This window comes from Lysobacter zhanggongensis, assembly GCF_046638635.1.
Taxonomy (GTDB): Bacteria; Pseudomonadota; Gammaproteobacteria; order Xanthomonadales; family Xanthomonadaceae; genus Novilysobacter; species Novilysobacter luteus.
In genome coordinates, this window is sequence record NZ_JBJXHK010000058.1 from 1 (window position 1) to 14298 (window position 14298).

The window sequence follows — 14298 nt, forward strand, 5'->3', positions numbered from 1 at the left end:
CAGATCAAATACGTCAAGTACGGTCTAAAGCGCAAGGCGCTTTGAACTCTTGGATGTAAAAGAGCTGCAACGAATGCGGCAAAAGCCAAGAGCGCGAACTCCCAACGTACCAACAGAACAACAAAACGGCAGCCCGCCGATTTCCAGAAGCGTGAGCAGACTTAGCTTTGACAGTGCGCGCGTACTTTCATCCATCAAGCGCTCCAAAGGCCTAACACCTAAGTTAAGCCGAGACGCGTAGTGGAGCCAAGCACATGGCAAGCTGTACCTGCCATGTGCTTTGCGGAACGAAGCGGCTTCGACTTGAACGCATTGTTAGGCCCCAACCCGATGAGACGGAAGGCAGTCATGAAAGCGCTCGTTGAGCGGAAGAAGCTGCTTTTGTAGCCCATTGATCCCCGTGAGAACACAGAACTGCATTGCGGCAACGATTGCCAGTGCATTGCTGATCTTTACGTTGGCGATAATGAGCTCAAAGGGATAGCCGTCTGCCATGCGACTCAGCGGATGGATGCCGCCATGTGTATAGGAATTGAGTGCCCGCCAGGCACTGCCCTTGAACTCCGACAGCGCATCATAGGGCACCTTCGCATGAGGAATCCCTGCGATTGACGCGAGCATATCGTGAACTTGAGGAAGATTTTTCGCGGACTGCTCGGTGTCCTCGGCAAGTCGTGCAGAGATACGGGAAATATGGTTGTCCGTGGCGGCGTAAAGCGCCCAAACCGCGCGCAGGGTTGTCTCGAACTGTGCGCGAAGCACAACGAAGCTGCTAGCGAACATTCTGTTCTCTGCCAGGCTACGAAAGGCGGCAGAGTGCTCGATGGACATCTGGCAAAGGTTCCCCGACACAGCTATCCGAGCTGAATTATCGTACGCCGGTCTATCAATCACCGCGATGAGGTTCTGGAGCAGAAGTTCAGATCTTGGGAATATCTCGTGATCGATCATTGGGGCCTAACGCCGGAATCAAGCCGACGCCACTTGTGGCGTTCGGCTTGAATGACTTGTTAGGCGGTGCTGCTCCACCAGCTGGCTGAACTCCCCAGCGCCAGCTTGGCCAACCCGCCACCAGCCGAAACAGTAGCAGCCCAGGCCGACCGGCGCTTTACCCGGAACCCGCAGGGCGACATGCCGCCGAAGATGGCTCCGCAATGATTGAGCCGCGCGGCCGAAGCGGTGTAGCCCGATGGCCCGGCAAGTTGCCCAGGGAGACCGACCGGAGCCGATGAAGGCCGAGCGCGCGCCGCACGACACGAGCCGACGCGGCTAGCCGAAGAAGCGAACGCCGAAAGACTTTCAGCAGTACCGCCTAACGCCTGAGTTAACCCGACCCGCGTAGTGGAGCCAACAACATGGCAAGCTCTATCTGCCATGTTGTTGGTGGAACGAAGCGGGTTCGGGTTGAACGAATTGTTAGGCCGCGAACCCGGCCATGATGGCTACGATACATGCGAGTAAAGCAAGAATGAAAACGATCAGGCTGCCGCGAAATGCCGGCGCCTGCCAGCGGATGTATGAGAGTACTGCCAGGCAAGCGAATTGGAAGGCCGCAAGCCAGTACACGGGCTGGATGACTGCCAAGAACAGGACTGGAAAGATTGCCCCGATGCCTGAGGCAATAAAGGCAGCGCGTTGTCCGGGAGTGAGCGATGCCAGTGCCTGAGAGTGCTCGGGATTTTTCTTAAACATGCTGGGTTCTGCCATAGCGGCCTAACACCTGAATTAAGCCGACTTGCGTAGTGGAGGCAAAAGCGTGGCAAGCTTTTCTGCCACGCTTTTGATGTAACGAAGCAAGTTCGGCTTGAATGAATTGTTAGAGCGCACTCTGCACCTTTTTGAGCTCTTCGTCAGTGTGCCCGGTTTCCCACGTGGAAAGCCAACAGAACGAGAAGCCTGCTCGTTCTGCGGTCTTTTTGAAACGCTCAAGCTCAGTCTGGGTAGGGACGTAGTGCGCTGGAATGAAATGCATGAGCCCAACCGGGCGCCGAAGCGAGAAGCTTGGCGCAAGTTCCTTGATCATGGACCGAAGAGTTTCCTTGACGCGAGAAAAATCCTTCAGCTCACCGCGGCGATTGTCAAGCGCGTGGCAGCCTCGGCGGATGGTGCGGCCTTCCCCCACGACCCTCGCAGTGAAGTGGTCCGGGTGGACTTGGATGTAAATCAGCGGGCGGTGGAAAAACTTCACAGTGCGCTCTAACACCTAAGTTAAGCCGAACCGCGTAGTGGAGCGAGCCACATGGCAAGCTGTACCTGCCATGTGGTTTGCGGAACGAAGCGGTTTCGGCTTGAACGCATTGTTAGGCCGCGGCTCCACGTTACTTGCCCTTGTTGGTGCGAAGTATCTCAACAACTCCATGGCCGTCAATCACGACGACCACTTCCAGAAGCTCCAGGTCCCCTTGGCATTCCCAGAATGTCTCGACGTGCGAATCCGACCGCCGGACACGAACCAGTCTCTCATCCCGGCACTGCGCCTTGCCGGAAGCTCCAAAGACAGTTCGCGAAATCTTGATTGACTCATCATCGCTCGGTAGGTTCGATTGCTGGCATGCAGCGAGCACAGTTGCCAACAACACCAGAATTGATAGCGGAGAGAGCGTCATAGCGGCCTAACGCCTGAGTTAAGCCGACCTGCGTAGTGGAGCCAAACACATGGCAAGCTCTTTCTGCCATGTGTTTGGCGTAGCGGAGCAAGTTCGGCTTGAACGAATTGTTAGGCGGCTCAGCCACCTACAGTGAAGTCAAACGGTACAACCTTTGTGGCGCCATGTCCGGAAGGCTTGTAACGCCAATGTTGGACAGTGCCAAGCACGGTGTCTTTCCAGGCAGTGTGGCCAGACGAGGAGACCACATGTGCGTCAGCAACTGAGCCATCCGGACGGACCGTGAGTTGCACGACAACCTGCCCGTCCTTGAGCTCCGTTACGCGCGGTGCCTGCGGAGTGGGGCAATGGATCAGAGTCGGATCAAGCGCCGCGCACGGAGTGGCTTGGCTGGCGCACGCTGACACAGCAATCAGCGTGAGAACTACAAGTAAAAGGGAAGTTCTCATGTGCCGCCTAACGCCAGAATTAAGCCGCGCCGCGAAGCGGTGTCGGCTTGAATGAATTGTTAGGCCGCAGCCGGCGAAGGAGCAGTACTGCAGCCGGGAGTGCAGCCGCAAACACGACCAAGTCTATGGCCAAAGCTGCCAGTGTGAACGGCCTAGAGGATGGCACCGACATAAGATAGAAGTCGAAAGCGGCGCCGATAAGCGAAATGGTAGCTGCTGCAAGAATGGCGTACTGGCGATAGAGCAGTGCAACCGGAGCAACAAAAGCGACACCTGCCAGTAACCCGCAGAGAGCGGAACCCACGAGAAGGCCGGTCAGCTGGAACGGTCGCGAGGAAAACAAGTCCGGCAGCCATTGCACCCATAGCGCGAGCCGCGAATGAACGTGCCAGTAGCCATACAGAATTGGCAAGTAGAGAACGACCTGCGAGATGCGCCTCATACCTTCCCCTGCGGCCTAACACCCTGAATTAAGCCGCGCCGCGAAGCGGCGTCGGCTTGAATGAATTGTTAGGTGTGCACTCAGCTACGGTCAACAATCTTTGTGATTTGCCCATTGCCGAATGAAAACTCCGACTTGCCTTGCAGATCAAGGACTGTGCCGGCTAGCGGGCCGTTGGGAATGTCTGCGGCCAGCTTTCCCCGGTAGGCGATGGTTGCAGCGGCAAAGTCATGGCTGAACTCCAAGCCTGTGATGCGCTGCTCACGCTCAGAGAACAAAGACTTGGACTGCTCTGCGAGTTGCCTTAGCTCGTCAATGCCGCTTGTGGCCGCTGTGAGTTGACCACCAGAGTAGTTCTCGAAGCGAACATCTTGGGAAAGAAGCGACAGCATGCCATCAACGTCGAAGGAGTTGTAAGCGACCAAGTAGCGGTCAATAAGGTCTTTCATGCTTGAGTTGTTCATGACCTCTCCATGCACACCTAACACCTGAGTTAAGCCGACCTGCGTAGCGGAGCCGGCAACATGGCAAGCTTTTTCTGCCATGTTGTTGGTGGAGCGAAGCAGGTTCGGCTTGAACGAATTGTTAGGCGGCACCTTACCACTCACATTTCTCCGGTGGCCTGCAGGAGCTGCCTTGAACAAGATGGATGCTGGGCTTAAGTGAGAAGACCGCTGTGTGACTGTGCTTGGCAATGCCGCCGTGCTCGTATTGCACCAGCCAAGTAGACCCATGCCTTTCAGTTCTGACCAGGCGACGTTGTGGAAGATCATTAGCCATTACGTCAGTAGCATTCCAAGGCGCACCCGAGTCAGCGAAGTTGCAGTGGCTGCAAAGCGACATGAGTGCCCCTCGCACGTCGGGAGGGAGCAGCGACATTGATGCGGTTAGAGCAGAACTGGTAGGTGGAGCTGCAGCGGGAACGACAGGATCTGGCTGGCCTGGGCTGTTCCGCACATATGCGTGCACAGCTAAACCTGCTGCGGCAATGACGCAAACGATGGCTGCAATACGACCCCAACTGAGCCTAGTTGTCTGATGCATCAAGTCGCGACCATGGTTCTGTGCCGCCTAACGCCTGAGTTAAGCCGACTTGCGTAGTGGAGCCAAAGCCATGGCAAGCTTTTTCTGCTATGGCTTTGGTGTAACGAAGCAAGTTCGGCTTGAACGAATTGTTAGGCGCGGCCCTCGTTGGCCTGGCCCGCCGGTGTTTGATGGTGCAACGCAAGCCGCCAATTACCGCCTATACGAACATACGTGGAGCTGCACTGCGCAGCATAGGCCGAGTTTCCACTCCCACGATCTGCCTGCACGACATATGCGAGCACGACAATGTCTGCAGTTGATGCCGCATAGTGTTTTTGAATGAATGAGACGTTCTGCCAACGTGAAGCCGACCGAATTGACTCTATGGTCGCTGCGGGCTCAAGCACCCCGGCCGGCGCTGGAAGCACCATAAAAGATTCAGGTGCGAGAGTGCGCTCATAGAAAGCTGCGTCACCGACCCAAAATTGCTCCTCAAGACGCCAGAGTTCCTGTTCTTGACTCATCACGATCTCCGAATGTCTACAGCCACGCCTAACGCCGGAGTTAAGCCGACCTGCGTAGCGGAGCCGACAACATGGCAAGCTCTTCCGCCATGTTGTTGGTGGAGCGAAGCAGGTTCGGCTTGAACGAATTGTTAGGCGGCATCTAGCCACCACCAGAAGCAAAGACGCAACTTGCCGCGCTTTTTGCTGCCAATGGAGAAGTCCCCCTCACCGCGGGGAATGCCTTCCAAGGCGCGACTGAGGGCGGGTAGGTACGAGGCCCCGACTGTGAACTGAGCGGGATCAAGGTCTTCCGGGAACTCCCACGTTTCCGGCGCCGAGGATACCCGCAATTGAAGCTTTGCTGGAGCGACCCACTTGGCGCGACCTTGCTGAAAGTTGGGAACTTTGAGCAACTGCATTGAAGGCGGAGTGATAGCGACCGTTCGATGCGACTCAGGTGCGGACTGGAGCACGTTTAGCAGCTGCAGTAACGACTGGATCCCTGCATCGTCTGCCGACAGGTGCCAGCCACCGAAGTTCTTCCGGAACTCGGTGTATCTCCAGAGCGATATGACGCCCGTCTGCTTCCACAAGTGCAGCTCACTTTCCATGCCGCCTAACGCCGGAATTAAGCCGTGCCGCGAAGCGGCATCGGCTTGAATGAATTGTTAGGCCGCACGCCCGGCTGCATGGCTACTTCCCCGCTGGAATTGTATGGCGAGCTTTGGCGTCGGCATAGCAGACGATGCAGACGATAGCCATGCCATTGAACTCTATAAACGCATCCGTCATGTCCCCCTCTAGCTGGAACTTGTCCTCGCACAGGTAGCACCATGCCTGGAGGTCATTCGGATCGCTGCTGTTCTCAACGAAGCCTGCGGGAACGGGTTGCCCCTGAAGCATGTGCTTACAAACAACGGTGGAGATTCGCTCACCGTGTTCTCCGCAGCTGATCATCATTGGGTCAGTTGTTGCCATGTGTCTTGTGCGGCCTAACGCCTGAGTTAAGCCGACTTGCGTAGCGGAGCCAACAACATGGCAAGCTTTTCCTGCCATGTTGTTGGTGGAGCGAAGCAAGTTCGGCTTGAACGAATTGTTAGGCCTCTACCCCTACGGACAATCATGCCCGATGTAGCACGCGAAGAAGAGACCGGCAAAAAGCGAGAATGGTAACTGGACTGCCAGCAGGACCACTGAGACTGTAACGATGGCCCGCGGAGACTTTGCCTTAGCAACTAGCGGGCTAAGGACGAGCGCATATAGCCCGAGAACGCTAAGACCCCAAAGCACACCCGCCAGTGCAGAGCGGAGGCCAGACGAACCTACGGCGCTCCAGACGGTGAACGCAAGCAACAATGCCACCGGCACAAGCAGGAAGCGCCCAGTGGCTCGGCTGGGGCTGAGCCGGATTGCAGCAGTAGCCAGCAAAACCGATGCCAGGACGAGCATGGCTCCGGGCAGCGAAAGCAACCACTGAACTATCAGTCGCAAGAAGTCCATGTGCTGAGGCCTAACACCAGAATTAAGCCGAGCCGCGAAGCGGCTTCGGCTTGAATGAATTGTTAGGCGGCAACCCCTGATCTAGCAATTGCCGCAATAGGGTTGGCGGACAGGGCCATTGGAGCTGGCCTAGAAGCTTGCGCTGTACCCGACCCTGGAAAGGGAAAAGTGGGACGGCGCGACCCGCCCATGCCAAAAGCCGCGGGAGTAACGGGTAGCTGGTGACGACGCTTGATACGTCAAGACGGCCTTCTGGGTAAGGCTGTACGTCTATGGCGTGCCGAGCGCGCCCATGCCACCAACTCAACTCCCAGTTGCCCGCGTCGTAGTGAGTGTCGTGAGCCAGAGCCAGGTCCCGCTCATGGGCAATCGCAGTCAAGAGATCTTCGAGCGACGAGTCTGCTTGCATTGCCGCCTAACACCTGAGTTAAGCCGCGCCGCGAAGCGGCGTCGGCTTGGACGAATTGTTAGGCCTTACCTAGCTCAACTACGCCTATGCGAGCCAAGGTGAGGCCAATGACTGGTACAGCGACCAAGAACATGACGATACGGCCCTCGGCGCCTGTACTGCCAAGATAGAAGTGCCCGACGGCCAGCCCGCCTATGCCAAGCAAGGCGTAGCTCGCTACAAGAAGCATGCGGTTCTGCCGCTGCCGCAGAAGCCGCAAGGCGAAGGCCAGCGCTGGGACGGTGCCTAGCGCCCAATAGTTGAACTCAGGGATTGCCAAGAACGCAAACACGCAAGACAGCGTGACCATGACGATGTAAAGCAAGGCAAGAACTTTGGGCTTCGACAGAGCAGCCATGAGGCCTAACACCTGAATTAAGCCGCGCCGCGAAGCGGTGTCGGCTTGAATGAATTGTTAGGCGCGTACCGGGAACGTCCGCACCACACTAGACAGCTCGCGCAGGGTCTCTGCCATGTACGTTTGGTCCACGGACAGCTTGAAGCTAAGGCTATGGCCGATACCTGCTTGGTCCATGGCCTTGCCGGCAATGTGAATGTAGCCAAGGCTGTCGCACGCTGCACGAAGAACAAGCTGGCCTTCCATGGGCTCGAAGACGCAGTCACCGCGTAGTTCCTTGTGCAGATTTTCAAGTCCTTGCCGGAGCCCATCTAACTCAGAGGTCAAGAAATTAGCTTGGAATGTACCCCTAAACGCGCCAGCCCGAATTGCAACCTGGCAAAGCAGCCAGTTATCGTCGTAGAAATTGCCTGCCAGAGGCTGCATGTAGTTGAGCACGGTAAGCGAGACCGTCTCATCTTCACTGCTTCCGATTGCGAAAGATTTCATATAGCGCCTAACACCTGAGTTAAGCCGACCCGGGTAGTGGAGCCGACGACATGGCAAGCTTTACCTGCCATGTCGTTGGTGGAACGAAGCGGGTTCGGCTTGAACGAATAGTTAGGGTTGCCTTCGTAGCCGGAGCTTGCTGAAAATTGCCCTGTGACAGAGCCACACGATCAGGGGTAAAGCGATGATCACAATCGCACTGGCGACTTCTCCGCCGGTCGACGACCAAGCGGGTGCCAAGCCGGTTCGGCGCAGCGTAGGCGATGCGCCAAACTTGAGCCAAGCAACATAAATAGCCGTGGAAGCCAGCGCAGTGACAACCAAGAGCCAAGCTACCGCTGAAAAGTCTACTCGGCGCCTTATGTTTGTGATTTTCATAGCCTAACACTTGAGTTAAGCCGAACCGCGTAGTGGAGGCAAAGGCATGGCAGGCTTTCTATGCCATGCCTTTGGCGGAACGAAGTGGTTTCGGCTTGAACGAATTGTTAGGCCTCGCCCCGATGCAAAAGGCAAGGCCGCCAGCCAGCCCCAACGCCGCGCCCATGAGGTACGCCGACGGGCCAGGAACAGGATTGCTCCATGTTATGGCCCAAGTGAGGGCGGCCATTGCGAGGGCTCCAACCAAGATTGAGCCCAAGCAGATGCTGGGCCAACTTATGGCGTTGCGCGAGCGAAGCCACAGGATGTAGGGAACACCCAGCAGAAGTGTTGGCACAGCCGCGACCACGAATGAAATTGACAAGACTATGAGCGTGCCGCCTATGAGGCTGGCAACGCTGCCGCTATTGCCGCCGGCTAGAAGCGCGTACGCAACAAGGCAGACGCCAGGAGCAAGCGCCGCCAGAATGCATCCAAGGACAATTGAGCGGTTTCGCATGGTTGTAGCGAGGCCTAACACCTGAGTTAAGCCGCGCCGCGAAGCGGCGTCGGCTTGGACGAACTGTTAGGAGCCATTGACGCGCCCGAGGGCCCGGCACCGCTCCGCTGCTGCGGGCTCACGCCACCCGGCGAAATGCTGGGTGGGGAACGAGCACGCATGCCAACAGCCACCACCTATTAGGCGCCCTTGACCCGAGGTGAGGCAACGGGCAAGGCAATCACTTGCAGGGCTGCACTCCGCGACGAGCGCCTCCACCCAGCAAGCCTCGGCGGCAGTTAACTGGACGGAGGGCAGAGAAGCCACCTGGCAGGTTCCGTCGAGGGTGGCGAGGAAAGACAAATCGGGAGGCGGCGGCACAATGGCCGAGCCAGCGGCCTGTGTGGTGGAAGGCGAACGCTCCTCGGCACACGCGCTGAGCAACCCGAGAGCCAAGAGCAAGATCGCGACGGCCTTCCACATGGCACCTAACACCAGAATTAAGCCGTGCCGCGAAGCGGCATCGGCTTGAATGAATTGTTAGGTGGCCAGCCGGAAGAGCGATTCGTCTTGCGGCCAACTACCTTCATACGTGTACGCCTCAAGACAGCTAATGTAGCCGTCCTTGAGCCAAAGAATCAGGCCTACGCTGGCTGGAATTTGTGGGTGTTCTGCATAAACGGCGGACGCCTCCGCTGCCCTGGAGCGAGTTGCATCAAGTGGAGGCGCACCAGGCGCGACAGCTAGCTCGGAATAGAGGCCCACGCCTGTGTAGTCGCGTGACTGGCATGTGCAGCGGTCGAGCTGGGCCAGAATTGCATCTCCTTGCGAATCGTCAGCGGCCAATGCGGCGATTGCGGTTCGTTCAAACTCGCTGAGCTGGTCCATGGCCACCTAACACCGGAATTAAGCCGACCCACAGCGCGTGAGCCGGGAGTGGAACTGATGCCCCAGCAGCGACTATGCCTGCAAATGGGACGAAGTGGGTTCGGCTTGAATGACCTGTTAGGTGCAGCGCGACTACCAACCGAAGGTGATGGCGACGAGCAGTACAAGGGATCCACCCAAAACAAGAGTGGCGAATGCGTACGGCAGCGCTTTTGCTGCGGCCCCGGCAGCAGCACGATACTCGCCCCGATTGACCAGGGCAGCCCCTCGACAGGCGAAGCCCAGAACCCATGCGGCTCCAACACCTAACACCAGCGGTGCAGCTCCCGGCGAGCCGTCACCGTACACGGCGAAGATGGAGCTCAACCCCACCAAAGCAAGATTGGCGACCGTTATGCCGATGACTGCCCAGGTAGCGGAGGTTTTCGACATGGCGCCTAACGCCTGAGTTAAGCCGACTTGCGTAGTGAAGCCAAAGCCATGGCAAGCTTTTTCTGCCATGGCTTTGGTGTAACGAAGCAAGTTCGGCTTGAACGAATTGTTATGCGGTGCTGCCCGGGATGCTGCAGACGTTGCCGCAGCCACGCACCCGAGAGCCCGCACTCCCCGAAACATTACCAGCCGCGGTGACCGTGGCTCTACCGAGAACGTCTGGAGCGTACCGCAACCGAAGTCCCCGAGAACGATTGCGCGATGGACTCCACGTTGCTGACTTGCCGAAGCGATGCGCTACCAGTGACGCGACTGCTGCCCGAAGGAACTCGGGCCGGAGCCGACCCATCACGCCGCGGAAATACGGCCGAAGAAACAAGCCGCAGAACTGTTTGAGCAGTACCGTATAACACCTGAGTTAAGCCGACCTGCGTAGCGTAGCCGGCAACATGGCAAGCTTTACCTGCCATGTTGCTGGTGTAGCGAAGCAGGTTCGGCTTGAACGAATTGTTAGCTGTGATCCGGTTTTCTGTGCTTATCCAAATCATTGACAAACAAGCCGAGGATGTCGCCAGGTTCTATGCCCACGTTCTTGTGGCCCAGGTCCTTGCGCACAGCAAGTATCAGTTTCTCGTACTGGTACATGGCGGGCACAAAGTCGGCACCCTCAGTGTTTGAGCTTTCTTGAAGTAGCTTTCGCCAAGTGGACCATTCGGAGAGAACAGCGTCCGAGCCCCACACCATCATTTGATGGTTGTACTCGACCAAAAATTTGACAAGCTCCTTCTCCGTTGGGGCTTTGCCGATTTTCGCTCCCATGAATACGCGGAAGAGAAAGTTTAGCAGCCCCTCGTAAGCAGGTACCCGTCGCTCTCTGAGCTCCTTCTGTATGGCGATGCGCGACTCGTAGATCTTTCCGAGCACAATCGAAACTACAGAAACGAATGCAGTGGCAGACGCTGCAATTATTGCAACTGCGATGTCAGAGCTGAGGTTGGTCAGCACTTGAAAGGACGCACGAAGCGCTACAAAGACACCGTAACCCGCGGCGACCACTAGCACTAAGCCGATGAGGGTCTGTATGGATTTCTTCATTGCGGCGAAAATTCCATCACAGCTAACACCTGAGTTAAGCCGCGCCGCGAAGCGGCGTCGGCTTGGACGAATTGTTAGGCGCTTGAGCCGTGATCTTGCGCCAGCAGCTTTTCCAGCATTGGCCGAGTGTACGCCGCCTCGGGATCTAGCTCAGCCGGGTCCGAGGCGCTTTTCCACTCACCCGCATCAAATGCCAGATAGATCTCGTTGCACGGTTCGGGCAAGTACGCTGTGCCGGCCTTGAAGGAGTAAGGCCACAGCCAGTTCATGGCGGTGTCCGCGACTTCAAAGGTGAGCTCCTCGGCCATGTAGCTCTTGGCGATGAGCACTGCCAGTTCGTTGCACATGCGCTCGACCGACCAGCCACGTGCGGCCCGCTCCTCCTCGAGAGCTGGTTCTCGCAGCGTGCCGGGCGTTTCGAATAGCGAGAGCAAGGAATGTTTCACCAAGCGCCTAACACCAGAATTAAGCCGTGCCGCGAAGCGGCATCGGCTTGAATGACTTGTTAAGCGCGCTATGGAGAGCCACGCCGCTCATCGATGACCCCTACCGCAGCCGCGATGGCGAGTCTACGGTACTCGTCGCGGTTCTCCCGCGCTGTCTGCTCAGCCAAACCGGCCGGCCAAACACTCTTGTTGATTTCACGGTACTGCGAGGCGACCGCCTCTTCCAGGCTCTTCAACTCAGTCAAGCACTTCTCCGCCGCCAGCCGGGCAATAACCGCGGACTCGTTGCCTGATGGAAGTTGCTCAACGGACTTGTCGAGTAGGCAGAACACGAACGTGTCGAGGTCAGGTTGCACCCGCTCCGCAATGTCCGCACCTGTAACAGGTCCAGATAGCGCGATAAGAACTAGGCCCAGAGATAGAGTCATGTGAGCGCCTAACGCCTGAATTAAGCCGAGCCGCGAAGCGGCTTCGGCTTGAATGAATTGTTAGGGGGCAGCCGCTGCATCGTTGAACAGTGGTTGGCTCTCATTGAGGAATGCTTGAACATGTTCAATCTCGCTTTCGTTCATTTCACCGTCAAGCATGCGGAAGCGCAATTGGCCTTTCACGATTTCCAGCACACCGACACGCTGGTCCGCGACTATGTTGAAGGGATAGCCCGCAGCGAGCACCTTATAGTCGTGTTGGCTTGGTCCAAGAGAGTGGCGCCCACATTGAACTGCTTTGACATTGGGCGGTGCATCTGGCGGCAATGAGAACGTGGCGTCTGGAGCTAACGACAAGACCTGAAGAGATGGCAGAAATGCCTGCTTTATCTCGCCGGATGGGGTCTCAAATAGCACGGCACACTTTTCCAGCGCTGTTAGTGAACTGGGCAACTTTGACTTCACATCTGCGGCACAAGCGGTCGCCGCAGCGACAAGTGCCAAGACGAGTGTCGTTTTTTTAGTTGGCCACCGTGGTGTCACATTTGCCCCCTAACGCTTGAATTAAGCCGCGCCGCGAAGCGGCGTCGGCTTGAATGATTTGTTAGGCGTCACCGCTTTGACGCCCCGCGCAATAGTTCATGAAAGGTGCTGGCTGACACTACGAAGTCATTTGACCTTGGAAATGGCACAGGTGCCTTCTGCACGCCAATCAGGTGACACTTTAGCGCCTGGAAGCGATCAGCCTTGAGATTCAAGGTTGATGCAGGTTTTCCGTTCTCGTATTGAGCTTCGTCTGCTTCTAGGCCAATGAACGAATAGATGGTGTAACGATGAGGTATTGCCCCCTTGCCCTCTGGAATCGGTCCGATAGCGAAGCCGTTGTATGCCCTTCCATTCGTGTTTCCATCCACTGAGCAGCGAACCTGCAACTGGGTGTGCCGATCTCCGAAGTATTTGAGCAAATCGGTCTGGCTCGAGATGTTGAGCTGCAGCACTTGGCGCGACGGGCGATCGGGATGCGGGTCGGGCGATTCTGGGAAAAGGGTGGCGTGATCGATGACGCGGATGGACGTGTGGTCTAGCGTGACGGCTACGCGGCCGCCAGAGCACGACACGGTTGCGAGTGCGAGTAGAAGCAGTATTCCGCGACGGAGCATGTGTGACGCCTAACGCCTGAGTTAAGCCGACCTGCTTCGTTACAGCAACGACGTGGCAAAAAAAGCTTGCCACGCCGTTGCTGTAACGAAGCAGGTTCGGCTTGAACGAATTGTTAGAGCCCAGCGGGTTGCTGTTTGGGCTCCAAGCTTTCTATGAAGCGCTGAAGGGATTGGATNGAACGAATTGTTAGAGCCCAGCGGGTTGCTGTTTGGGCTCCAAGCTTTCTATGAAGCGCTGAAGGGATTGGATGCGCGACTCGTTGAGCGCGTACCAGCAAGTTCGCATTTCTTCCCGTTGCGGGGAATCGCAGGTTCTTTCAACTGCGCGATGCCAAGCGTTCTGAGCGGCAGCAAAATCGAGTATTGCGCGACGGCCGCCAGGCTTGACCAGGGCCATTGCTGCTTGGAACCGAGCAATGCGGGTCTTATTGGCCTCTGAGTCGGCGCAGACGCTCAGTTCGTGAACACTCTGAGCTTGCTCTTCACACGGACTTGCGGCTATCGCAGAACTGCTGATTGCCAGCGAAATTAGGATAGTAATGTAGGGAAGATGCATGGTCTGGGCTCTAACGCCTGAGTTAAGCCGACTTGCGTAGCGGAGCCAACAAGATGGCAAGCTTTTTCTGCCATCTTGTTGGTGTAGCGAAGCAAGTTCGGCTTGAACGAATTGTTAGGCCTCTCCACCCGGAAGGCCCACTGCCACTAGCTTAAGCTTTGCGACGGCCTCCGCGGAACCAAAGCGACCCGAACTGCGGTAGGCCTCAGTCGCTGCGTCCGTGTCAGAGCAGACCTTGGCGAGGATGTCCTCCGCCACTGACCGGTGCGGAGCAATGCGCTGGGAGTACTTGGCGAGCACCGCCTCACCGGCTGGGCCAGCCTCATGGCCGTCCAAGGCGTACGACCAGAAGAAGTTGTCGTAACTGCCGCAGAAGTCAGAGAACGAGAGCTGCCCAGAAGCACAAAGGCGCACGAGCTCATCGCTGCGATCGAGGGCAGCGATGAGCTCTGGTTCTGACGGAAACACTGGCATGTGTCTTGAGAGGCCTAACGCCTGAGTTAAGCCGACTTGCGTAGTGGAGCCAAAGCCATGGCAAGCTTTTTGGCCATGGCTTTGGTGTAACGAAGCAAGTTCGGCTTGAACGAATTGTTAGGCCCCGGGTGTGTTGCGT

At 57.0% G+C, this 14298-nt stretch carries 17 protein-coding genes; 1 reads left to right on the forward strand and 16 read right to left on the reverse strand.

The features are described from left to right. Window positions 1–315 precede the first annotated feature (315 nt). The gene (locus tag ACKVMH_RS10035) at window positions 316–831 is read right to left on the reverse strand and encodes a DUF6988 family protein (protein WP_412700173.1); all 516 of its coding nucleotides are present in this window, start codon (window positions 829–831) and stop codon (window positions 316–318) included. A gap of 585 nt (window positions 832–1416) precedes the next feature. Then, the gene (locus ACKVMH_RS10040; protein WP_412700174.1) at window positions 1417–1692 is read right to left on the reverse strand and encodes a hypothetical protein; all 276 of its coding nucleotides are present in this window, start codon (window positions 1690–1692) and stop codon (window positions 1417–1419) included. A gap of 112 nt (window positions 1693–1804) precedes the next feature. On the opposite strand from ACKVMH_RS10040, the gene ACKVMH_RS10045 reads away from it, so the two are divergent. Beyond that, the gene (locus ACKVMH_RS10045; RefSeq protein WP_412700175.1) at window positions 1805–2200 is read left to right on the forward strand and encodes a hypothetical protein; all 396 of its coding nucleotides are present in this window, start codon (window positions 1805–1807) and stop codon (window positions 2198–2200) included. A 525-nt stretch (window positions 2201–2725) separates the two neighbouring features. Here the strand turns inward: ACKVMH_RS10045 and ACKVMH_RS10050 are convergent. The 14 genes from ACKVMH_RS10050 to ACKVMH_RS10115 all read right to left on the reverse strand — a co-directional run bounded on the left by ACKVMH_RS10050 (window position 2726) and on the right by ACKVMH_RS10115 (window position 13129). Then, window positions 2726–3055, reverse strand: coding sequence for an energy transducer TonB (locus ACKVMH_RS10050; protein WP_412700176.1), 330 nt, complete (start codon window positions 3053–3055; stop codon window positions 2726–2728). A 19-nt stretch (window positions 3056–3074) separates the two neighbouring features. Then, window positions 3075–3497 carry a hypothetical protein gene (locus ACKVMH_RS10055; RefSeq protein ID WP_412700177.1) on the reverse strand — a complete coding sequence of 141 codons (423 nt, stop codon included), beginning with the start codon at window positions 3495–3497 and terminating at the stop codon, window positions 3075–3077. Between the two features lie 80 nt (window positions 3498–3577). Continuing rightward, on the reverse strand, window positions 3578–4270 hold the full coding sequence (locus ACKVMH_RS10060) for a nuclear transport factor 2 family protein (protein WP_412700178.1): 693 nt from the start codon (window positions 4268–4270) through the stop codon (window positions 3578–3580). Between the two features lie 402 nt (window positions 4271–4672). Continuing rightward, the gene (locus ACKVMH_RS10065) at window positions 4673–5047 is read right to left on the reverse strand and encodes a nuclear transport factor 2 family protein (RefSeq protein ID WP_412700179.1); all 375 of its coding nucleotides are present in this window, start codon (window positions 5045–5047) and stop codon (window positions 4673–4675) included. A gap of 131 nt (window positions 5048–5178) precedes the next feature. Further along, window positions 5179–5640, reverse strand: a complete 462-nt coding sequence (locus tag ACKVMH_RS10070; protein WP_412700180.1) for a hypothetical protein — start codon at window positions 5638–5640, stop codon at window positions 5179–5181. A gap of 82 nt (window positions 5641–5722) precedes the next feature. Then, window positions 5723–6007, reverse strand: a complete 285-nt coding sequence (locus ACKVMH_RS10075) for a hypothetical protein (RefSeq protein WP_412700181.1) — start codon at window positions 6005–6007, stop codon at window positions 5723–5725. 989 nt (window positions 6008–6996) lie between these two features. Further along, the gene (locus ACKVMH_RS10080; protein WP_412700182.1) at window positions 6997–7335 is read right to left on the reverse strand and encodes a hypothetical protein; all 339 of its coding nucleotides are present in this window, start codon (window positions 7333–7335) and stop codon (window positions 6997–6999) included. A 57-nt stretch (window positions 7336–7392) separates the two neighbouring features. Further along, complete coding sequence (locus ACKVMH_RS10085) at window positions 7393–7824, reverse strand: WapI family immunity protein (RefSeq protein WP_412700183.1); 432 nt, start codon at window positions 7822–7824, stop codon at window positions 7393–7395. Window positions 7825–9700: 1876 nt separating this feature from the next. Continuing rightward, window positions 9701–10069, reverse strand: a complete 369-nt coding sequence (locus ACKVMH_RS10090; RefSeq protein WP_412700184.1) for a hypothetical protein — start codon at window positions 10067–10069, stop codon at window positions 9701–9703. 441 nt (window positions 10070–10510) lie between these two features. Beyond that, window positions 10511–11095 carry a hypothetical protein gene (locus ACKVMH_RS10095; RefSeq protein ID WP_412700185.1) on the reverse strand — a complete coding sequence of 195 codons (585 nt, stop codon included), beginning with the start codon at window positions 11093–11095 and terminating at the stop codon, window positions 10511–10513. Window positions 11096–11169: 74 nt separating this feature from the next. Further along, on the reverse strand, window positions 11170–11541 hold the full coding sequence (locus ACKVMH_RS10100; RefSeq protein WP_215219765.1) for a hypothetical protein: 372 nt from the start codon (window positions 11539–11541) through the stop codon (window positions 11170–11172). Between the two features lie 68 nt (window positions 11542–11609). Beyond that, window positions 11610–11969, reverse strand: coding sequence for a hypothetical protein (locus tag ACKVMH_RS10105; protein WP_412700186.1), 360 nt, complete (start codon window positions 11967–11969; stop codon window positions 11610–11612). 60 nt (window positions 11970–12029) lie between these two features. Beyond that, a complete protein-coding gene (locus tag ACKVMH_RS10110) occupies window positions 12030–12473 on the reverse strand; it encodes a hypothetical protein (protein WP_412700187.1) in 444 nt (147 codons plus the stop codon). A 107-nt stretch (window positions 12474–12580) separates the two neighbouring features. Continuing rightward, on the reverse strand, window positions 12581–13129 hold the full coding sequence (locus tag ACKVMH_RS10115; protein WP_412700188.1) for a hypothetical protein: 549 nt from the start codon (window positions 13127–13129) through the stop codon (window positions 12581–12583). Between the last annotated feature and the right edge of the window lie 1169 nt (window positions 13130–14298).